The 19901-nt window shown below is 66.7% G+C and carries 17 protein-coding genes and 1 tRNA gene; 14 read left to right on the forward strand and 4 right to left on the reverse strand.

Annotated elements, in window-relative coordinates; genetic code table 11:
* Nucleotides 1-46 precede the first annotated feature (46 nt).
* The 9 genes from Q5H94_RS02555 to Q5H94_RS02595 all read left to right on the forward strand — a co-directional run bounded on the left by Q5H94_RS02555 (nt 47) and on the right by Q5H94_RS02595 (nt 12463).
* On the forward strand, nt 47-1513 hold the full coding sequence (locus Q5H94_RS02555; protein WP_304559635.1) for a flavin-containing monooxygenase: 1467 nt from the start codon (nt 47-49) through the stop codon (nt 1511-1513).
* A 62-nt stretch (nt 1514-1575) separates the two neighbouring features.
* Nucleotides 1576-2211 carry a CerR family C-terminal domain-containing protein gene (locus Q5H94_RS02560; protein WP_304559637.1) on the forward strand — a complete coding sequence of 212 codons (636 nt, stop codon included), beginning with the start codon at nt 1576-1578 and terminating at the stop codon, nt 2209-2211.
* Nucleotides 2208-3356, forward strand: coding sequence for an HlyD family secretion protein (locus Q5H94_RS02565; RefSeq protein ID WP_304559638.1), 1149 nt, complete (start codon nt 2208-2210; stop codon nt 3354-3356). Before Q5H94_RS02560 ends, Q5H94_RS02565 begins: the two co-directional genes overlap by 4 nt.
* 1 nt (nt 3357) lies before the next feature.
* Nucleotides 3358-4968 (forward strand): DHA2 family efflux MFS transporter permease subunit, encoded by a 1611-nt coding sequence (locus Q5H94_RS02570; protein ID WP_304559640.1) that lies wholly within the window; start codon nt 3358-3360, stop codon nt 4966-4968.
* The gene (locus Q5H94_RS02575) at nt 4965-6443 is read left to right on the forward strand and encodes an efflux transporter outer membrane subunit (protein WP_304559642.1); all 1479 of its coding nucleotides are present in this window, start codon (nt 4965-4967) and stop codon (nt 6441-6443) included. Before Q5H94_RS02570 ends, Q5H94_RS02575 begins: the two co-directional genes overlap by 4 nt.
* A gap of 17 nt (nt 6444-6460) precedes the next feature.
* Nucleotides 6461-7627, forward strand: a complete 1167-nt coding sequence (gene argE / locus Q5H94_RS02580; RefSeq protein WP_304559643.1) for an acetylornithine deacetylase — start codon at nt 6461-6463, stop codon at nt 7625-7627.
* A gap of 491 nt (nt 7628-8118) precedes the next feature.
* Nucleotides 8119-9516, forward strand: coding sequence for an EAL domain-containing protein (locus tag Q5H94_RS02585; RefSeq protein ID WP_304559644.1), 1398 nt, complete (start codon nt 8119-8121; stop codon nt 9514-9516).
* A gap of 50 nt (nt 9517-9566) precedes the next feature.
* Complete coding sequence (locus tag Q5H94_RS02590; RefSeq protein WP_304559646.1) at nt 9567-12011, forward strand: ATP-binding protein; 2445 nt, start codon at nt 9567-9569, stop codon at nt 12009-12011.
* Between the two features lie 65 nt (nt 12012-12076).
* Complete coding sequence (locus Q5H94_RS02595) at nt 12077-12463, forward strand: response regulator (RefSeq protein ID WP_304559648.1); 387 nt, start codon at nt 12077-12079, stop codon at nt 12461-12463.
* Nucleotides 12464-12604: 141 nt separating this feature from the next.
* Here the strand turns inward: Q5H94_RS02595 and Q5H94_RS02600 are convergent, their stop codons facing one another.
* Nucleotides 12605-13453 carry a class I SAM-dependent methyltransferase gene (locus Q5H94_RS02600; RefSeq protein ID WP_304559650.1) on the reverse strand — a complete coding sequence of 283 codons (849 nt, stop codon included), beginning with the start codon at nt 13451-13453 and terminating at the stop codon, nt 12605-12607.
* 46 nt (nt 13454-13499) lie between these two features.
* Between Q5H94_RS02600 and Q5H94_RS02605 the strand changes: the two genes are divergently transcribed.
* From Q5H94_RS02605 to Q5H94_RS02625, 5 genes are all read left to right on the forward strand, one after another.
* The gene (locus tag Q5H94_RS02605; protein WP_304559653.1) at nt 13500-14228 is read left to right on the forward strand and encodes a ComF family protein; all 729 of its coding nucleotides are present in this window, start codon (nt 13500-13502) and stop codon (nt 14226-14228) included.
* A gap of 32 nt (nt 14229-14260) precedes the next feature.
* Nucleotides 14261-14518, forward strand: coding sequence for a glutaredoxin 3 (grxC, locus tag Q5H94_RS02610; protein ID WP_304559655.1), 258 nt, complete (start codon nt 14261-14263; stop codon nt 14516-14518).
* Nucleotides 14515-15336, forward strand: a complete 822-nt coding sequence (locus Q5H94_RS02615) for a carbon-nitrogen hydrolase family protein (RefSeq protein WP_304559656.1) — start codon at nt 14515-14517, stop codon at nt 15334-15336. Before grxC ends, Q5H94_RS02615 begins: the two co-directional genes overlap by 4 nt.
* Complete coding sequence (locus Q5H94_RS02620; RefSeq protein ID WP_304559658.1) at nt 15333-15794, forward strand: DUF1178 family protein; 462 nt, start codon at nt 15333-15335, stop codon at nt 15792-15794. The genes Q5H94_RS02615 and Q5H94_RS02620 overlap by 4 nt, the downstream gene beginning before the upstream one ends.
* A 41-nt stretch (nt 15795-15835) precedes the next feature.
* A tRNA-Arg gene (locus Q5H94_RS02625) sits at nt 15836-15912 on the forward strand.
* Between the two features lie 59 nt (nt 15913-15971).
* Here Q5H94_RS02625 and Q5H94_RS02630 read toward each other — a convergent pair.
* The 3 genes from Q5H94_RS02630 to Q5H94_RS02640 all read right to left on the reverse strand — a co-directional run bounded on the left by Q5H94_RS02630 (nt 15972) and on the right by Q5H94_RS02640 (nt 19763).
* Nucleotides 15972-16616: a hypothetical protein gene (locus Q5H94_RS02630; RefSeq protein WP_304559659.1), complete on the reverse strand. Its 645-nt coding sequence runs from the start codon at nt 16614-16616 to the stop codon at nt 15972-15974.
* Nucleotides 16617-16764: 148 nt separating this feature from the next.
* Nucleotides 16765-17037: an SWIB/MDM2 domain-containing protein gene (locus Q5H94_RS02635; protein ID WP_304559660.1), complete on the reverse strand. Its 273-nt coding sequence runs from the start codon at nt 17035-17037 to the stop codon at nt 16765-16767.
* A 233-nt stretch (nt 17038-17270) separates the two neighbouring features.
* Entirely contained in the window at nt 17271-19763 is a 2493-nt protein-coding gene (locus Q5H94_RS02640; RefSeq protein ID WP_304559661.1) for a TonB-dependent receptor, read from the reverse strand.
* Nucleotides 19764-19901: the final 138 nt, after the last annotated feature.

The following is a 19901-nucleotide window of genomic DNA, read 5'->3' on the forward strand; positions in this document are numbered from 1 at the left end:
GATTTTGTAGGTTCGCCCCGGGATCGATAAGCCCTAAGCGGCGCACATGACTCCCGAGCATTTCGACGTGGTGATCGTGGGTGCCGGCCTCTCAGGCATCGGCGCGGCGTGTCATCTGCGCAGGAAGCTGCCCGGCCACAGCTTCGTCATCCTCGAAGGTCGCGCGGCGAGCGGCGGGACATGGGATCTGTTCCGCTACCCCGGCATCCGCTCGGATTCGGATATGTTCACGCTCGGCTATGCCTTTCGGCCGTGGACGGGGGCGAAGGCGATCGCCGATGGCGCGTCGATCCTGGACTATATCCGCGAGACGGCGGCGGAATGCGGGGTGGAGCAGGCGATCCGCTATCGCCACCGCGTGCGCCGCGCCGACTGGTCCACGACGGACGCGCGCTGGACCGTCGAGATCGAGGGCGGCGATACGATCACCTGCGGCTTTCTTTATACGTGCAGCGGCTATTACGATTATGCGCGCGGCCATGCGCCCACGTTCGCGGGTGCGGAAGATTTCGGCGGGCGGATCGTCCATCCGCAATTCTGGCCCGGCGATCTCGACTATGCCGGCAAGCGCGTCGTCGTCATCGGCAGCGGGGCGACGGCGGTGACGCTGGTGCCGGCGCTGGCGAAGCAGGCGGCGCACGTGACGATGCTGCAGCGCTCGCCGAGCTATGTGGTTTCGATGCCGGGCGACGACGTGTGGGCGGCGCGCGTGCGGCGCGTGTTGCCGCACGGCCTCGCGCTGCGGTTGCTGCGGTGGCGCAGCGTCGCGATCCAGATGCTGTTCTACAACCTCGCGCGCTGGCGGCCCGAGGCGACGCGGAAGCATATCGCCGAGTTGATCCAGACCGAGCTTGGCGCGGACTATGACGTCGCGACGCACTTCAATCCTACCTATGCGCCTTGGGACCAGCGCATGTGCCTGGTGCCCGACGGCGATCTGTTCGCCGCGATCGGGAGCGGCACGGCCTCGGTCGTGACCGGGGCGATCGCGCGCCTTACGCCGGGCGGGGTGGCGCTCGCATCAGGGGAGGAAATCGCCGCCGACATCGTCGTCACCGCGACCGGGCTGGAGGTGCAGTTGCTCGGCGGCATCGCGCTCGCGGTGGACGGTGTCCCGGTCGATCTCGCCCGCACCTATGCTTACAAGGGCATGATGTTCAGCGGCGTACCCAACCTCGCGCTCGCCTTCGGCTATACCAATGCGTCATGGACGCTGAAGGCCGATCTCACCGCCGACTATGTCTGCCGCCTGCTGAAGATGATGCGGCGGCGTGGGTTCCGGCGGGTCACGCCGCGCGTGCCCGAGGACGGAATCGAACCACTGCCGTTCGTCGATTTCAGCTCCACCTACATCACTCGCGCGATCGATCGGATGCCGCGGCAGGGGAGCAGGCGGCCCTGGCGACTGTATCAGAATTACCTCGCCGATCTCTTCACGCTGCGCTTCGGATCGCTGCGCGACGATGTCGATTTCAGCGAGCCGGAACCTTCTTCGCCCGCGTCCGTTTCCTGATTCATCCCGCATTGCACAAATAGTCGCTTGCCTTGTTCGTTCGAACGAATTAACGGCGAGACATGGTGCAGCAACGCCTTCTCGACATTGCGATTCGCGAATTCGGCGAAAAGGGGCTGGACGGCGCGAGCACGCGCGGCATCGCCAGCGCGGCGGGCACCGCAATGTCCTCGATCACCTATCATTATGGCGGCAAGGAGGGCCTGTACCTCGCTGCGGCCGAACATATCGCGGCGCAAATGGTCGCGGAAATGGTGCCCGACGTCGCGCTCGACGGGGCGGTCCCGACCGATCCCGCAGAAGCTCGTGTCGCGATCCGCCGGATGCTGGAAGTGTTCGTCGACAGGCTCGCCAGTGAGCGGCACCCGGGATGGGGACTGTTCATCGTCCGCGAGCAACTCCATCCGACTGCGGCGTTCGACAAGCTCTACGAGGGGGCGATGGGCCCTGCGATCGAGCGGCTGGTCGAGCTGGTCTGCGTCGCATCGGGCGTGCGTGACCGCGCGACCGCGCGCATCGCCGGCTTCACGATGTTCAGCCAGATCATTGCGACCAAGTCGCTGCGCGCGTCGATGCTCAAGATGATGGGGCGCGAAACCTTTGACGATACGCTGGTGGAGGCCATCCGCCTGCGCATCGTCGCCAATGCCGAAGCAATTATCGACCGGCTGATCGCCGAACGCCAGGAGGCTGCATGACCGAGGATCAGGCCGACAAGCCCGAGGCGGACGATACGCCGCACGCCGACAACACGGATAAGCCCGAAGAGAAGCAGGACGACGCGCAGCCGAAATCCGACAAGCCCTCGCTGTTCAGCCGGCCGAGCTTCTGGTTCATCGTCATCGCCGTCGTGGCGGTGATCGCGATCGTCGGCACGCTCTATTATCTCGACGCGCGGCAGTATGAGGCGACCGACGACGCCTTCGTCGATGCGCATATCGTGCGCATCTCGCCGACCGTGGCGGGGACGCTGGTCGAGGTCGCCGAGCTCGACAACCATCATGTCGAGGCGGGTCGGCTGCTGGCGGTGATCAAGCCCAATGGCCCGCAGGCGCAGCTTGCCGAGGCGCAGGCGAACGTCGTGCAGGCCAACGCGCAGGTCGAGCAGTCGAACGCGCAGGTCGCAGCGGCGCAGGCGAGCGTGCTGAAGGCGATCGACTCCGCGCGCGCCCCGCTCGCCACCGCGCAGAAGGCCGCGCAGGATCTCGCGCGCTACGAACAGCTCCGCCGCCTCGATCCCGCCGCCGTCGCCGGGCAGCAGCTCGACGCCGCGCGCGCCACCGCGCGTTCGACCGCCGCCGATGCCGCCGCCGCGCGCCGCGAGATCGACAATGCCGCCTCGCAGGTCGAGGTCGCCAGGCGCCAGGTCGCCGCAGCGAAGGCCGTCGTGGGCGCGCGCAAGGCGCAGGTCGATCAGGCCAACGTCACCCTCGGCGACCTGCGCCTCACCGCGCCGGTCTCTGGGCAGGTGGTCAATCGGCAGGTCAACCTCGGCTCCTATGTGGGGCCGGGATCGCAGCTGATGGCGATCGTGCCCGATCACGTCTGGGTCACCGCCAACTTCAAGGAAACCCAGCTCCGCGACATGAAGATCGGCCAGCCGGTGACGATCAAGGTCGATGCCTATCCCGATATCGAGTTCAAGGGTCACGTCGATTCGGTGCAGCGCGGTGCGGGGCAGGCGTTCGCACTGCTGCCGCCGCAGAATGCCACCGGCAATTTCGTGAAGGTGGTGCAGCGCGTGCCGGTGCGGATCGAGTTCGACGCCAAGAACGGGCCCGATCCGAAGAAATATCCGCTCGGCCCAGGCATGTCGGTCATCCCCACCGTCAAGGTCCGCTGAAGTGGCGAGCGCCGCTCCCGCCGCGGGCCAGGGCGCGGACGGCTGGGATCCGTCGCGCTCGGCGGCGGGGCCGTACAATCGCTGGGCGATCGTCGCGCTGATCAGTCTGCCGACTTTCATGGAGGTGCTCGACACCTCGATCGCCAACGTCAGCCTCGATCATATCGCCGGCGGCCTGTCGATTTCGAACGATCAGGCGACGTGGGTGCTGACAAGCTACCTCGTCGCCAACGCGATCATCATCCCGATCAGCGGCTGGCTGTCTGACGTGATCGGACGGAAACGCTATTTCCTGATGTCGATCGCGCTGTTCACGCTGTCGTCGCTGCTGTGCGGGATGGCGCCAAATCTGACGACGCTGGTGATCGCGCGCGTTTTGCAGGGCATCGGCGGCGGTGGTCTCGCGCCGGTCGAGCAATCGATGCTGGTCGACACCTTCCCGCCACGGGAGCGCGGCATGGCGATCGCCGCCTTCGCGATCGTGGTGGTGGTTGGGCCGGTGCTCGGGCCCTCGCTGGGCGGCTACATCACCGAGGTTGCGAGCTGGCACTGGGTGTTCCTCATCAACGTGCCGATCGGGATCCTGTCGTTCATCGGCGTCAACCTGTTCGTCGATGAGCCCGAGGCGCTGGTGAAGGAGCGCAAGACGCTGTTCGAGCGCGGCATCCGCATCGATTATATCGGCGTGCTGCTGGTGGCGCTGGGGCTTGGGTTCCTCGAGCTCACGCTCGATCGCGGCGAGCGCGAGGACTGGTTCGCGAGCGGGCTGATCGTCACATCGGCCGCGATTGCGGCCTCGTCCTTGATCGCGCTCGTGATCTGGGAATTGAATCACGACGATCCGGTTGTCGACATCCGGCTACTCAAGAACCGCAACTTTGCCGCCTCGATCCTGGTGATGGGGCTGGTCGGGCTGATCCTGTTCGGCACGACGCAGCTCATTCCGCAGATGCTGCAACAGGTGCTCGGCTATACCTCGTTCGATGCCGGCCTCGCGCTGACGGCGGGCGGCGTGGCGACGCTGGTGATGGTGCCTTTCGCCGGGAGGCTGAGCGGCCTGATCGACGTGCGCATGATGTTGATACCCGGACTGCTGATGCAGGCCTTCGCGCTCTGGTATATGTCGCATCTCAATGCCGACATCAGCTTCGGGCAGGCGGCCTGGGCGCGCGGGCTGCAATCGGTTGCGCTGCCGTTCCTGTTCGTGCCGCTCAACGCGGTCGCGTTCGCGGGCTTGCCGCGCAACAAGACCGGGCAGGCGTCGAGCCTGCTCAACGTCGCGCGCAACCTGGGCGGGACGATCGGCATCTCCAGCTCGCAGTCGATGCTGGCGAGCAGTCTGCAGGTCCGCCAGGCGCATCTGGTCGAGGGGCTGAGCCCGGTCAATCCGAACTACTCGGAATGGTTGCAGACCGCGACCGGCGTGTTCAGCGGCATGGGCGATCCCAGCGTCCTGCCGCTCGGCGTGCTGTATGCGCAGGTGCAGAAGCAGGCGGCGATGCTGGCGTTCCTCGACGTTTTTCGGGCGCTGATGGTCATCGTGCTGATCGTCACCCCGGTCGTGTTGCTGATGAAGCCCGGCAAGAATACCGGCGGAGGGATGGCGCATTGATCCGTAAATACACCCTCGTGGCGCTTGCGGCCGCCGCTGCGGTCGGCGGTTGCACCGTCGGCCCCAATTACAAGCCGCCCGAAATGGCGGTGCCCCCCGCCTTCGCGGAAAAGCAGGGCCCCGGTTCCTCCGTCGACCCGGCGCATTGGTGGACGGCGTTCGGCGATCCCCAGCTCGACGCGCTCGTCGCGCGCGCGCTGAAGGACAGCCCGAACATGGCGATCGCCGCATCGCGCGTGAAGCAGGCACGGCTCGGCGAGATCCAGGCGCGCGGCGTCGGTCTGCCCACTGTCGGATCGAGCGCCAACGCTTCGCATATCGAACTCAGCAAGAATGCCGGGCTGTCGCAGATCGCGCAGCTGTTCTCTGGCGGCGGATCGGGGTCGGGGAGCGGCTCCACGGGCGGCATCGCTTTGCCCGGCACCGGCATCACCACCTATTCGGTCGGCTTCGATGCGAGCTGGGAAATCGACCTTTTCGGCGGCGGACGGCGTCAGGTCGAGGGCGCGGTCGCGCGCACCGATGCCGCAATCTGGAACCAGCGCGATGCCGGCGTGACGCTCGCCGCCGAAGTGGCGCAGGCCTATTTCGCGCTGCGGCTCGATCAGGCGCAGATCGCGATCGTCGAGGACGAGATCGTGCATGAGAAGCGCACGCTCGCCATCGCCGGGCATACAGCCAAGGCCGGCCTTTCGCCGCAGATCGACGTGACGCGCCAGCGCGGAACGCTGACCAGCCTGGAAGCGCGGCTGGAGCCGCTCCGCGCCGACGTGCGCGTGCGCGTCCATGCGCTCGGCGTGCTGGTCGGCGATACGCCCGAGGCGCTCGACGAGGAGCTTGCCAAGTCGGCTGCTGTTCCGCTCGGCCTGCCCGACGTGCCCGCGGGCCTACCGTCCGATCTGTTGCGGCGGCGGCCGGATATCCGCGCGGCGGAGCGGCAGCTCGCGGCGGCGACCGCCGATATCGGCGTCGCCGTCTCGGACCTCTATCCGAAATTCAAGCTGACCGGGGCGGCGAGCCTGCTGTCGACGTCGCTGTCGAACCTGTTCAGCCGCGACAGTGTGCAGGGCAATGTCTCTGGCGGGGCGACCTTCCCGATCCTCGATTGGGGTCGGCGCAAGGCCACCGTCGGCCTGCGCAAGGAGGATCGCGAACAGGCCTATGCGCAATATCGTGCGACCGTGCTGGGGGCTTTGCGCGACGTCGAGGATCCGCTCGCCCGCCTCGATGCCGAGCGCCGCCGCAACGCGACGCTGAAGCGTGCGCTCGCCGATGCGCAGGCAACGGTTCACGCGGTCGAGGCGCAGTATCGCACCGGCTTCGTCGCGCAGAACACATTGCTCGATGCGCAGGTGCAGGCCCTGTCGGCGCGCGAACAGCTCGCCGCCAGCGACAGCCAGTTGCGGCAGGACACCGCGTCGCTGTTCAAGGCGATCGGCGGCGGCTGGGAGGAAGGCTCGCCAGCGGCTCCGTGAGGGGTTAGTCTGGTGCGATGGACGCCAGCCAAATAGAATCCGCCGCGCTCGCGCATCTCGAACGGCTGATCGCGTTCGACACGACCTCACGCGATTCCAACCTCGCGCTGATCGGATATGTCGAGGATTTCCTTGGGCAATACGGCGTCGCCTCGCGCCGGGTGGTCAACGAGGACGGGCGCAAGGCGAACCTCTATGCGACAGTCGGCCCGGCGGTGGCGGGCGGCGTCGTGCTGTCGGGCCATACCGATGTCGTGCCGGTCGACGGGCAGGACTGGGCGAGCGATCCCTTCACGCTGACGCGGCGCGGCGAGCGCTATTACGGGCGCGGCACGTGCGACATGAAGGCGTTCCTGGCGCTCGCGCTGGCGGTCGTCCCTGAGGTGGCGCGCGCACCCGTCGCGCGGCCGATGCACCTGGCGTTTTCCTATGATGAGGAAGTCGGCTGCCTCGGTGCCCCTTCGATGATCCGCGAGCTGGTGAAGGAACTGCCCGCGCCGCTCGCCGTGATCGTCGGCGAGCCCACCAACATGGAGGTGGTGAGCGGCCACAAGGGCATATCGAGCTGGCGCGTGACGGTGCGCGGGCATGAGGCGCATTCGAGCCTCACGCACCTCGGCGTCTCCGCCAATATGGTCGCGGTGAAGCTGATGAACGCGCTGGCGACGCTGGCGGGGGAGCTGGAGCGCAATCCCGATCCGGCATCGCCGTTCGATCCGCCGCACGCGACGCTGACGATCGGGCTGGTGAACGGCGGGACGGCGGTCAACATCCTCGCGCGCGAATGCGTGTTCGTGTTCGATCTACGCGCGCCCGGCGGGACCGATCCCGACGCGGTGATCGCGCCGTTCGTTGCGCTGTGCGCGGCGGAGGATGCGGCGATCAAGGCGCGCTTCGCCGATGCCGGAGTCGAGGTGACGCGGCGATCGGCGACGCCGCCGCTCGCGCCGCATCCCGACAGCGCGGCGGAGCTGCTGGCGCGGCGACTGGCCGGCGACAACGGCCCGGCGCGGGTCGTATCCTATGCCGCCGAGGCCGGACAATTCCAGGAAGCGGGCTTCTCGACGATCATCTGCGGGCCCGGATCGATCGAACAGGCGCACCAGCCGAACGAATATCTGGAGGTCGCGCAACTGACACGCGGGGCGACTTTCATGGCGCGATTTTGCGAGGCGCTGCGCTGATTTCGGAGTGCCGAAATCGGACCTAGGTATTCGTACTTAGGCGGTGCAAACATCGTGTTTTCTGTCGCTGTCCACCGGCTGTCTACCCGGAGCGGGTCAGCCGCTCATGCCCCACAAACGAAAAGGGCGGCCCGAAGACCGCCCGTTCTGTATCGGTAAAAATCGACCCGGTCGGATGCTAAGCTGCGGAAAACCCCCAATTAAACCGCCGACCGGGTCGATCCCTGTTTTACCAGGGCTTGATGTTCGTGTCGCTGTAAACCAGCGAGAGAAGGAACTTAAGCATTTACTTTCTCCCTAGCGCGCTACGTTGAGCGCGGCTTTCAGTTAATGGAAAGTTAGGCACGAATCAAACCTATTTGCGGGCCGTTCCGCTCCCTCGCGGCAGCGTTTAACCGTTCCTTCAGGGCTGGTTTGCTAGGTCACGGAACATGGCGCGCACCGTCGAAAAGCCCCAACCCGCACGCCGTCAGCTTCGGCGCGGCGGACGCGTGGCCGCGTCAATCGGCGCGTTGGCGGATACGCGCGGTACTGCCGAGACGATCGTACCCGTCGCCGACGTCGCGGTCGCCGGTCTGCCGACGCGCAAGCTGCGCCGCGCGGGCGCAGGGCCGCTTGTTATCCATGCCGATGCCGCGACGCCGCGAGCCCTTCAGCCGTGGCAGTTCGTCGCGCTGGCGGAGATCACCAACTTTGCCTCGCTGCGTCGTCATCTGGGCCGCGCCCGTGCCGACCGGCTTGCGCTCGATCTGTTGGCGCGCGCTGCTGCCACCGACCCGTCGCTCCTCGGTACGGCAGCGAGCCGCACCACGGTAGAGTTCGAGGCCGGCGGCGATAACGTCGCCGATGTCGAACGGATCGTCGCCGCGCTCGATACTGCGCTTGCGGTTCCGTTCGTAATTGACGGCGAGGACTTGCACATCGAGGTCACCCTCGCTGCCGCCGCGGCGCCGCTTGGCGTGACAGACGACGTTCGGCTTGCCGAACAGGCCGAGGCTGCGCTCGACCAGGCGCGCGCCGAGCAACGCATCGTGGTCCGCGATCTGTCGATCGGCACGCCGATGCTCGACCGGCTGACGCTGACGCGCGAACTGCCCGCCGCGATCGCCAATGGCGAGATGTTCCTGCAATATCAGCCCAAGGTCCATGTCCGCCGGCAGGAGATCAACAGTGCGGAGGCGCTGGTCCGCTGGCAGCATCCGCGCCACGGCCTGATCATGCCGGGCGATTTCATCACGCTGGCGGAGGAAGCGCGCCAGATTGCTGATCTTACCTACTGGACGCTCAATCAGGTGATCGCCGACCAGCGCCTTCTTTCCGCCGATGGCCGCGACCTGACGATTTTCATCAACATCTCCGGCCAGTTGCTCGGCGACGCGCGTTTCGTCGAGGAGGCTTGCCGCACGATCACAACAAGCGGTGCGAAGATCGGTTTCGAGATCACCGAAACCGCCGTGATCCGCGATCCGCAGAGCGCGATCGCCAATCTGCGCCGCTTCGCCGATGTCGGCATCGCCATTGCCATCGACGATTACGGCGCGGGCCTTTCCTCTCTCGCCTATCTCAAGCAGCTTCCCGCGCGCGAGCTGAAGATCGACAAGATGTTCGTGCTGCAACTGACCAGCAGCAACCGCGACCCGCTGATCGTGCGCTCGACGATCGATTTGGCGCACGCGCTCGACATGGAAGTTACGGCCGAGGGTGTGGAGACGCAGGCCGCGATGGCGCTGTTGACGGTAATGGGCTGCGATATCGTCCAGGGCTATCTCATCAGCCGGCCGATCTCGATAGACGCCTTCCGCGCGTTCATGAACGACCAGAAGCTGCAGTTCGATCACGACGCACGCGATATGTTCAAGCGCCCGGCGAGCTTCTGGCGTAGCGCCTGAGCGGTTCGTTTAGCGCGACGTTAAGGCGTTCCGGCCTAGACTGGCCGGACATGAGCATGTTCCGCCCCTTCACCGTGATTGCGCCGTTGCTGGCGATCCTGATGCTGGTCGCGGCGCCGATGGTGCGTGCCGCCGGCGCACCGGACGCTTTCGATGCAAAGATCGCTGAAGCCAAGGCGGCCATGGTCGCCAATCCGATGGCGACGATCGAGAAGGCGCGTGCCGCCGAAGCGATCGCAGCGACGCTGCCGCCCGCGCGCCGCGTGACGGCGCTGGCGACGGCGCGCTGGCTGAGCGGCGAGGCCTATTCCCGGCTCGGCGACATGCGCAATGCCGCGCCATTGATCGAAGGCGCGTACAAGAGCATCGCGCAGGATCCGAAGCCGACCAAGCTCAAGGGCGACCTGCTGCTGTCGCTGGGCGGCGTACATATGGCGAAGGCCGATGTCGCCCGTGCTCTGTCCGATTTCCAGCAGGCGCACGACACGTTCCGCGATACGGGCGAGACACGCAGCCGGGCGATCGCGCTGCTCAGCATCGCGCTCCTGTATCAGGAGGCGAACGACTATCCCAAGACGCTGCGCTACGCCGACCAGGCGCGCGAAGTGTATAGCGCCGATCCGCAATTGCTGATGCCGATCCTCAACATCCGCGGCTGCGCGCTGAAGGAAATGCACCGCTACGCCGAGGCGGAGAAGCAGTTCCGCGAGGCGATCATGCTGGGGCGCAAGATGCACAGCCCGATGCTGGAGGCGCGCCTGCTCAGCAATCTGGCCCGCACGCAGTTGCTCGCCGGCCATCTCGACGCTGCCGATCGCACCATCGCGGAGGGGCTCCAGTACGGCAAGGACAAGGCCGCCGCCGCGGGCGTCGCGCAATTCTGGCCGCTAGCCGCGCAGGCCGCGCTCCAGCATCACGACGCCAGGCGCGCGGCAGAGCTGATCACGCGCGCCTTTGCCGATCGCGATCCCGCCAACCCGACGCTCGCCGACCGCGAGGCGCATGAAACCGCCTATCTCGCCTTCAAGGCGATCGGCGACGACAAGCAGGCTATGGCGCATCTGGAGGCGCAGAAGCATCTCGACGACGAGGCTTCGCGCGCCACCGCATCGAGCAATTCGGCGCTGGCCTCAGCACGCTTCGATTTCGCCAATCAGGAATTGCGCATCACCAAGCTGCGCAACGACGAATTGACGCGCACCGCCGCATTCGAACGCGCGCGCGCCGATACGCAGCGGCTGATCTTCATCGGTGCCGCCGTCGTCACGGTGGTGATCGTCGGCCTGCTCGGCGTCGGACTCTTCACGATCCGCCGCAGCCGCAACGAAGTGCGCGCCGCCAATATCGATCTTGCCGCAACCAACGTCGCGCTCGCCAAGGCGCTTGCCGCCAAGACCGAGTTCCTGGCGACGACCAGCCATGAAATTCGAACGCCGCTGAACGGTATCCTCGGCATGACGCAGGTGATCCTCGCCGACCAGAACCTCGCGCCGACGTTGCGCGACCGGCTCGGCGTGGTGCATGGCGCGGGTGTGACGATGCGCGCGCTGGTCGACGACATTCTCGACGTCGCCAAGATGGAAACCGGCAACATGACGATCGAGCAGGCGCCGTTCGATCTGAAGGCGACGCTGCGCGACGTCTGCCGGCTGTGGCAGGAACAGGCGAAGGCCAAGGGGCTGGGCTTTGCGCTCGATCTCGATGCCGCGCCGGACCGGATCGTCGGCGACGCCGCGCGACTGCGCCAGATCGTGTTCAACCTGCTGTCGAACGCGCTCAAATTCACCGAGAAGGGCGAGGTTCGCCTGAGCGTCCGCGCGGTCGACGACGTGCTGACCATCGCGATCAGCGACAGCGGCATCGGCATCCCTGCCGACAAATACGATCTCATCTTCGAATCCTTCCGCCAGGTCGATGCCGGAACGACGCGGCGCTTCGGCGGCACCGGCCTCGGCCTGTCGATCTGCCGCAATCTCGCCCGCGCGATGGACGGCGACGTGCGTGTCGAAAGCGTGCTCGACGCCGGATCGACCTTCTTCGTTGATCTGCCGCTGGTGCTCGCGGAGCCTGCCGTCGAGGAGACCGCGGACGCCGCGCCGAGCGTGCTGCTGATCGTCGATCGCAACCCGATCGCGCGGGCTATGCTGCGCGCCGTGCTGGAGCCGCGCGCCGGAACAATTGTGTTCGCTGCGTCCATTGAGGAGGCGGTGACGCGTATCGGGGACGGTGGTGTCGCGCAGATTTTGGTCGATCAGGGTTGCGTCCCGGCTGAGGATATCGATGCCGCACTGTCCGGCCTTGCGCGCGCTGCTGCAGGCGCGACGACGACCTTGCTGTGGGCCGCGCCGGATGACGGGATGCGTGCCAGCGCCATGAAGGCGGGCATCGACCGCATTGTGGCGAAACCGATTGCGGGCGCAGCCTTGGCGGCCCTAATGTATGATACGGAACTGCAGCAAACCGTTGCTAACGGGCTTGTAACGCGAGCGGCATGATCCGATAGTGAGTGTATGATGAGACCAAATCGCCCCATTTTGGGTTATCGCGCCGGCGACCGGCGATGAAAATCCTGTTCATCGAAGACGATCCGATGAATCGGCGCGTTGTCAACGACATGCTCGATGTCGCCGGTGCCGAGATGGTCGGCGCGGAGAGCGGCGAGATCGGCCTCGACCTGATCGAGCGGACCGATTTCGACATGGTGCTGCTCGATCTGCGCATGCCCGGCATGGACGGGCTCGAGGCGCTGCGCCGCATCCGCGCGCGCGGCGATGCCAAGGGCAAGCTGCCCGTTGTCATCCTCACTGCCGACACCGCGATCGACCTGCGCGAGACGTGTCTGGCCGAGGGCGCGGACGAAGTACTGTTCAAGCCGGTGGCGATGGATTCGCTGTTCGATGCGATCGGGCGGATGCTGGCAAAGAGCGGCAGCGGCCTGATCGGCTAGGGGTAGGCGGTCACTCCGCTCATGCGGGCCTGCAAAGCGCGATTCTCTGCGCTTCGGTGCTCACGTGCCTTGAGCACGCTGCGCTCCGATGCTCGATAGTCACCCTTTTCGGCTCCGCCTGAACGAAGTGACGGCCTACCCCTACGGCTTCTGTCGCAACGCCGCCGCCAGCGACGCGGTGGCGCTGCCGCGTTTCGCGGGCTGCGGTTGCGACGGGGCAGGGGCCCAGCCGGTCATATAGACGATCTCGAATCGCTCCGGCGTCTTGCCGTCGGCATCGGCGCGCGCCGCGAACGCCTCGGACGCGCGCGCGAGCGTGTCGCGCCGCAGCGGAGCGCGGCCCGCCAGCACGTTAGTCGCCGCCATGCCGCGCAGATCGCGCAGCAGCCCGCCGAGTCCCGAATAGCGCACCGTCAGCGTCTCGCTGTCGGCGACGGGCAGCGCGAAGCCCGCACGCACCAGCAGATCGCCCGCCGAGCGCACGTCGATCTGCGGGTGGATGCGCGCCGCAGGCCGCTCGCCCTCCGCTTCGCGCAGAGCCGCGCGCAGCGTCGCGAGCGATCCCGCGCCGGTGAAGGCCGCCAGGAACAGCCCGTCGGGCCGCAGCGCGCGCCGCGCCTGGATCAGCGCGCCGGGCAGATCGTTGACGCTGTCGAGCACCCCCGCCGACACCACCAGATCGAAGCTGCCGGGCGCGAAGGGCAGGCGGTCCTCCTCCGCGACGATCCCGCCCGCAATGCCCGCGAAAGCGGCGGAGGCGTCGCACCGCGTCACCGTCGCGCCGGGCGGGGCGACGAAACCGCCGTCGAAGCAGCCGAGATCAAGCACGTCGGCAAACGCGCGCTTCACGTCGAGCAGCCGGTCGGCGATCCCGTCGAGCATCTCCGCGCGCAGGAAATCGAACGCCGCGAAGCCGGGCGCGGCGCGGGTCCGGCGCAGGCGGCGCGCGGCGCGGTCGAAGATGTCGGGGACGCCCGCGGAGTCGTTCATCGCGGGCGGCTTGTGCCGGGAAGCGCGGCTTGCGACAAGCGCGGGCGTGCTTCGCCTCCTGTCTCCGCTCCATTTCGTCGCCGGGCTCGCGCTGCCGCCGCGCTGCCCGGGGTGCGGCGCGGTAACGGGCGAGGATCACCGCTTCTGCGCCGCCTGCTGGGGCAGCTTGCGCTTCCTCGCGCCGCCGTGGTGCGCTGGCTGCCACGTACCGTTCGACCACGATATGGGCGACGACGCTCGCTGCGCCGCATGCAGCGCCGATCCCCCACGCCATGACGGCGTGCTGGCGGCGGTCGCGTACGGCGATGTCGCGCGCACTGTCGCGCTGCGGCTGAAATACGGCGGGCGGATCGCCTTTGCCGAAACGGTTGCGCGACAGATGGCGCGCCTGCTGCCCGATGGGGCCGACCTGCTGCTGCCGGTGCCCCTGCACCGTTGGCGGCTGTGGTCGCGCGGGTTCAACCAGGCGGCGCTGATCGCGGCGGCAATGGCGCGGAGCAGTGGCATCGCGCACGATCCCGTCGCGCTGGTCCGCCGCCGCGCGACGCCGGTGCTGCGCGGGCTCGGCGCGAAAGCGCGCAAGCGGGCGGTGAAGGGCGTGTTCGGCGTCGCGCATCCTGACCGCGTGAAGGGCCGCACGGTCGCGCTGATCGACGACATCTACACGAGCGGTGCCACCACCGACGCCTGCACCGCCGCGCTGCTGCGCGCTGGCGCCGCCTCGGTCACGATCCTGTGCTGGGCGCGCGTGCTAGATGAAGGCGCAAGCGATTGACAAGCGGGGGGCGACCCCACACTTCTACCGGCATGGCACACATACAAATCTACACCAAGGCCTTCTGCCCCTATTGCTCGCGGGCGCTGCGCCTGCTGGCGGACAAGGGCGTCGAGGTCGAGGAATTCGACATCACGATGGGCGGCCCGAAGCGCAAGGAGATGCTCGATCGCGCGGACGGCCGCTCGACCGTGCCGCAGATCTTCATCGACGGAAGGCATGTCGGCGGATCGGACGATCTCGCCGCGCTGGAGCGTGAGGGCAAGCTCGACGCGCTTCTGGCCGCATGAAGGTCGCGCTGCTCCAGATGACGAGCGGGATCGATCCCGCCGCCAATGCGCGCACGATCGTCGACGGCATCCGCGCGGCGGCGGATGGCGGCGCGGCGATGCTGTTCACCCCGGAGATGTCCGGGCTCGTCGACAGCAATCGCAAGCGCGCGGCGGCGGTGATCCGTGAGGAGAGCGACGATCCTGTGCTGGCGGCCACGCGCGCGGCGGCGAAGGAACACGGCGTCTGGGTGCATCTCGGCTCGCTGGCGGTGCTGGCGCCCGACGGGCGGCTGGCGAACCGCGCCTTCGTGATCGACGACCGGGGCGAGATCCGCGCGCGCTACGACAAGCTCCATCTGTTCGACGTCGATCTGCCGAGCGGCGAGAGCTGGCGCGAATCCGCGAGCTATGCCCCCGGCGCGGGCGCGGTGGTGGTGGAGACGCCCGCCGGCAAGCTCGGCCTGTCGATCTGCTACGATCTGCGCTTCGCCGATCTGTTCCGCGCGCTGAGCAACGCCGGCGCGACCCTGCTGGCGATCCCCGCCGCCTTCACGCGCCCGACCGGGGCGGCGCACTGGCATATCCTGCAGCGCGCGCGCGCGATTGAGAGTGCGGCCTTCGTCATCTCCGCCGCGCAGACCGGGAGCCATGAGGACGGGCGCGAGACCTACGGCCATTCGCTCGTCGTCGATCCCTGGGGCAACGTGCTGCTCGACATGGGCGAGGCGCCCGGCATCGGTTTCGCCGAGATCGACCCCGCGCTGATCTCCGACGTGCGGGCGCGTGTGCCGGTGCTGGCGCATCGGCGTGCCATCCCGGAGGTGGCGACGGCGTGATCGTGTTCGATCTCGCCTGTGCGCAAAGCCATGTTTTCGAGGCCTGGTTCGGATCGAGCGCGGCTTACGAGGATCAGCGCGAACGCGGCCTGCTGTCGTGCCCGGTGTGCGGCGACGGCGCGATCTCCAAGGCGGTGATGGCGCCCAATGTCGCCGCCAAGGGCAACAGTCGCCCGAACTCGTCCAAGGCGGTCGTGCGGGCCAAGGACGCACCGCCGCCCGAGGTGATGAAGGAGGCCATGCGCCAACTCGCTGCCGCGCAGGCCAAGGCGCTCGAAAAGTCGGAATGGGTGGGCTCGGCCTTTTCTGACCGGGCGCGGGCGATGCACATCGGCGATGAGCCCGCCGCGATCATCCACGGCCAGACGTCGCTCGCCGAGGCCAAGGCATTGGTCGAAGAAGGCGTTCCCGTCGCGCCGCTGCCGTTCCCGGTCCTGCCGCCGGACTCGGTCAACTAGCTTGAGCCACACGCGCCGCCCCGGTAGGGATGCGGTCGAGCGGTTCCGTAGCTCAGCAGGATAGAGCGCCACATTCCTAATGTGGGCGTCGGGGGTTCGAGTCCCTCCGGGACCACCAGTTTCACTATCTCGGAAAAGATCCGGGGAGCCGCCAACGGCTCCCCGGCACGTTTTGCATCACTGCGACGTGGTGATGCTCGTCGTCGTGCGCTCGGTCACTTTCGGCGCGGCCTTGCGGGCGGTGGTGGTCTTGCGCACCACCTTGCGACGCGGCGCGGTCGATGCGCTCGCCGACTTCACCGTTTCGGTCGTCACCGTCGTGGTCGGGGCAGGCGGCGCGGCGATTACGACCGGCGGGGGCGGCGGGGCGTTGCGTGCGGCGGCGGCATCGGCCTGCGCTGCGGCGGCGGCCTGCTGCGCGGCATCGGCGCGCTGGTTGGCGGCGTCTGCGGCCTGCTGCGCCGCTACGGTCTGCTGCTGCGCGTCGGATGCGCGGGCGGCGGCGGCGGAATCCCGCTCGCGCTGTGCTACGCCGAGCGCGGTGTCGGCGAGTTCGGAGGCGTGATGCGCATTGGCGATCGCCTCGTCCTTCATGCCGCGCGCGAGTTCTTCCTGCGCGGTGCGGAGCGATGCCTGGGCCTGTGCCGAAAGGCGGGGGGCGTCGCCTGAAACGCCGATCTTGTTGGCGGCGTCGATCTTGCCCTGCGCTTCGGCGATGGCGGAGCGGGCGCGGTCGGCCTTGCCCTGCGCAAGGGCGGGCGCGCTCACGAACAACAGCGCGGCGGCGCTGACGCCGCTGACGAACAGGTTGGTGCGTGTCATCTGGTCTCTCCTGGTAAACTGGGAGGCCAAACGAAGCGAATATGCGGTAAGTTCCTGCCCGTGGCAGGCCCGTCCGGCCGGTTTCGCGAGAGGCGAGCCGGCCGGATCGCGGCGGCGCAGGATCAAGTGCCTGCGCCGGATAGAGAATTTACGCCTTCATGTGGCCGGCGAGATGCTTGTTCATTTCGAACATCGTCACGCTGTCCTTGCCGAAGATCTTCTTCAGCTTTTCGTCAGCCAGGATCTCACGCTTGTTCGCAGGATTCTGAAGGTCGTGCTTCTTGATATACTCCCACACCTTGCTGATCACCTCGCTGCGGGGCAGCTTGTCGGTGCCGACGATCGCGCCGAGCTCGGGCGAAGGGGTGATCGGGGCGTGGATGCCGCCGGTCTTCGGCGCGGCGGACGGGGTCTTTGCCATTGGTCTTCCTTCCTGCTGTGTCGTTAAAGCCGACATCGGGTTCACGCCTGGAGACAGCGTGGGCCCGCTTGTGCGCTGCCTTTTTGCGTTTGTCACTCTCCCGCGGGCGCGGTTGACGCAGATTTGTAACCGTTATGGCTGCCGTCGCCGGAAGGGGACAAGTCGCCATGCAGCAACACTCTTCACGATCCCACTTCCATTCATCTTGCGGGGCGACATAAACTGTCGTTGTTTCAGAAAGACTTGCGGATCGTCGCTCCGAAAGTGCGCGGCTGCGTGGGATAGCCCGTGTAGCTGCCGTCCTGCGCGACGGTGGGGAAGGTGCTGATCATCGAATTGTCGTTCGTCAGGTTGCGCGCCCACAGCATGAGGTCGAGCTTCACCCGCTCGAAGCTGACTCCGACGCTCGCGTTGACGACGTTCGCCCCCCAGGTGCCGATGCCCGGCGGGGTCGATTCCGACAGGTGATTCGGGCTGGTATAGTCGTATTCGCCGCGCAGATAGGCGTTCACGCCGGGTGCGATGTCGTGATTGGCGGTGGCGGAAACCGACACGCGCCACTCGGGGATTCCGGCGGGCAGATCGCCGGTCAGATCGCGGAAATTCGGGCGTAGGCCCGTGACCGGATTGATCGGGCAGCGCACGAGATCGTAGTTGACGCAACTCGCGCCCTTGAAGCTGTCATAGCGCGGCGCGAGATAGGTCGCCGCCGCCGTGAGGCTCAGCATCTTCACAGGGGCATAGGCACCGTCGACCTCGAAACCCTTTACGGACTCCTCGCCCGCGTTGAGGAGGGAATAGCCGTAGCCGGTGAAGATGTTCGACTGGAAGCCCATGATCGATTGCTTGAACACGGCGAGGTTCAGATAGCCGCCGCGGAACTGCGCCTTGATCCCCGCCTCGTAGACGGTGACGTTCTCCGGCGCGGCCGAGCGGCCAACACCGTTGCCATCGGGCGGACGGCCGTCGGAGGACAGGTTGAACGCCGCCGCCTTCCAGCCGGTGGCGTAGCTGAAATAGACGTTCACCGGCCCGAAATCATATGCCGCGCGCAGCGAATAGGTGACCTTGTCGCCATCGAGCACCCCGCTTTCCGTCGCGTTGGGGAAGTTGACCGGGCCGTGGACCGGCGAGTTGGCATAGAAGAATTGCAGCTGGCTGAGCGGCGCGAACAGATTGGTCGGAATGGTTGCGCCGGGCGGGGCAAGCGGGTTGAGGATCGCCAGCGGTAGGAAGCCGAGCTCCGGCACGTTCTGCAGATTGAGCGCCGAAAAGGGCTCGTTCATCACCACGAACGACTGGGCGCGCTTGTGATCGTTGAGATAGGCGGCACCGGCGGTCAGCGTCAGCCGGTCGGTGACCTTGAAATCGACCTCGCCGAAAATCGAGAAGGAGCGCTGCGAGAGTTTGTAGCGATCCGACAGACCCTGGCCCGGCTGGAAGTACGTGCGGCCCGGTATCACGCCCGGATTGACCAGCGACTGGAGTGTTTCGAGCTGGCCGATCGCGCCGCCGCTCACACCGTCGGCGAACGCGCGGGTCTCGCGACCGAAACGAATGTCGCGCCCGGTATCGACGCTCTCGTCCTGATAGAAGGCACCGAGCAGCCAGTTCAAACGGCCGCCATCCTTGGAGGCAAGCCGAACTTCCTGCGTGAAGGTGCTGATATCATTGGCGGTCGTGTTGGTGACGATATCGGCGCCGGTGAAGTCGACGTCCTGCTGCGACTGGTTGACCTGATTGCGATAGGCGGTGATCGAAGTCAGCGACGCGAAGCCGAGATTATAGTCGATCTGGCCCGACACGCCCTTGCCGACCAGACGATTGCTGGGATCGGTGTTGAACGCGACCTTGTAGCTGAACGGATTCGCGGGATCGGAAATCGCCTTGCCCAGCCCAAAAGGTGCCGGTGCGCCGATGAATTGCGTTGCGGGCCCATTCTGGAGCGAGGTGACCCCGCAGCAACGTTCCTTGATGCGCGTATAGTCGGCAAGGATGCGCACGCTGAGATCGGCGTTCGGCTGCCACAGCAGATCGCCGCGCACGGAATAGCGATTGCGGTTGTTGATGTCCTGCCCGGTCAGCGTGTCGGTGAAGGTGCCGTCGCGCTGGTTGATCGTGCCCGACAGCCGCAGCGCGAGCGTGCTGGAGATCGGCCCGGTAAGCGTCGCGGAAGCGCGCATCAGGCCGTAGTTGCCTGCGGTCAGCTCCGCTTTGCCACCCCAGGCGAATTGCGGTTTCTTGGTGACGATGCTGATCGCGCCCGCCGACACGTTCTTGCCGAACAAGGTCGATTGCGGGCCGCGCAGCACCTCGATCCGCTCGATCTCGGGCAAATCGTCCATGCCGGCCGAAGTGCGCGTGCGATAGACGCCGTCGATGAACAGGCCGACGGATCCCTCGATCCCGTCGTTGCCGTTGCCGTTGCCGAAGCCGCGAATGTAGAAATTGGTCTGCCCGATGGCGTTAAACTGTTGGACCATCAGTGACGGGACGACGGTTTGCAGGTCGATCACGTCGATGATCTGCGCGCGCTGAATCGTTTCGGGCGTCGTGACCGATACCGACAGCGGCACATCGCCGAGCGTACGTTCGCGCTTGGTCGCGGTTACGATAATATCGTCCGATTGCGCCGTTTCGTCGGGCGCGGAGGTGCCGCCTTCGGCAAAAGCAGGCACGGCGACAGTTACCGCTAGTGCGGTTGCCGCGAGAAATTCGAATCTCATCCCGGTTGCGCCCCTATTATCGCCGGCCGTGTCTTGACGGTCCGATCGTTTGTCATTTTGAGAGCTTGACTAGCGCGGTGCGCGATTCAGTCAATGCATTGCGTGCCGCATCGGATATCCGCATGGATCACTATGCCG

Source organism: Sphingomonas immobilis (assembly GCF_030580995.1).
Taxonomy (GTDB): domain Bacteria; phylum Pseudomonadota; class Alphaproteobacteria; order Sphingomonadales; family Sphingomonadaceae; genus Sphingomonas; species Sphingomonas immobilis.

Coding starts and splice junctions, on each gene's coding strand:
- Q5H94_RS02555 (WP_304559635.1), top strand. CDS start 47: ATGACTCCCGAGCATTTCGACGTGGTGATCGTGGGTGCCGGCCTCTCA.
- Q5H94_RS02560 (WP_304559637.1), top strand. CDS start 1,576: ATGGTGCAGCAACGCCTTCTCGACATTGCGATTCGCGAATTCGGCGAA.
- Q5H94_RS02565 (WP_304559638.1), top strand. CDS start 2,208: ATGACCGAGGATCAGGCCGACAAGCCCGAGGCGGACGATACGCCGCAC.
- argE (WP_304559643.1), top strand. CDS start 6,461: ATGGACGCCAGCCAAATAGAATCCGCCGCGCTCGCGCATCTCGAACGG.
- Q5H94_RS02590 (WP_304559646.1), top strand. CDS start 9,567: ATGAGCATGTTCCGCCCCTTCACCGTGATTGCGCCGTTGCTGGCGATC.
- Q5H94_RS02595 (WP_304559648.1), top strand. CDS start 12,077: ATGAAAATCCTGTTCATCGAAGACGATCCGATGAATCGGCGCGTTGTC.
- Q5H94_RS02600 (WP_304559650.1), bottom strand. CDS start 13,453: ATGAACGACTCCGCGGGCGTCCCCGACATCTTCGACCGCGCCGCGCGC.
- grxC (WP_304559655.1), top strand. CDS start 14,261: ATGGCACACATACAAATCTACACCAAGGCCTTCTGCCCCTATTGCTCG.
- Q5H94_RS02615 (WP_304559656.1), top strand. CDS start 14,515: ATGAAGGTCGCGCTGCTCCAGATGACGAGCGGGATCGATCCCGCCGCC.
- Q5H94_RS02630 (WP_304559659.1), bottom strand. CDS start 16,616: ATGACACGCACCAACCTGTTCGTCAGCGGCGTCAGCGCCGCCGCGCTG.
- Q5H94_RS02635 (WP_304559660.1), bottom strand. CDS start 17,037: ATGGCAAAGACCCCGTCCGCCGCGCCGAAGACCGGCGGCATCCACGCC.
- Q5H94_RS02640 (WP_304559661.1), bottom strand. CDS start 19,763: ATGAGATTCGAATTTCTCGCGGCAACCGCACTAGCGGTAACTGTCGCC.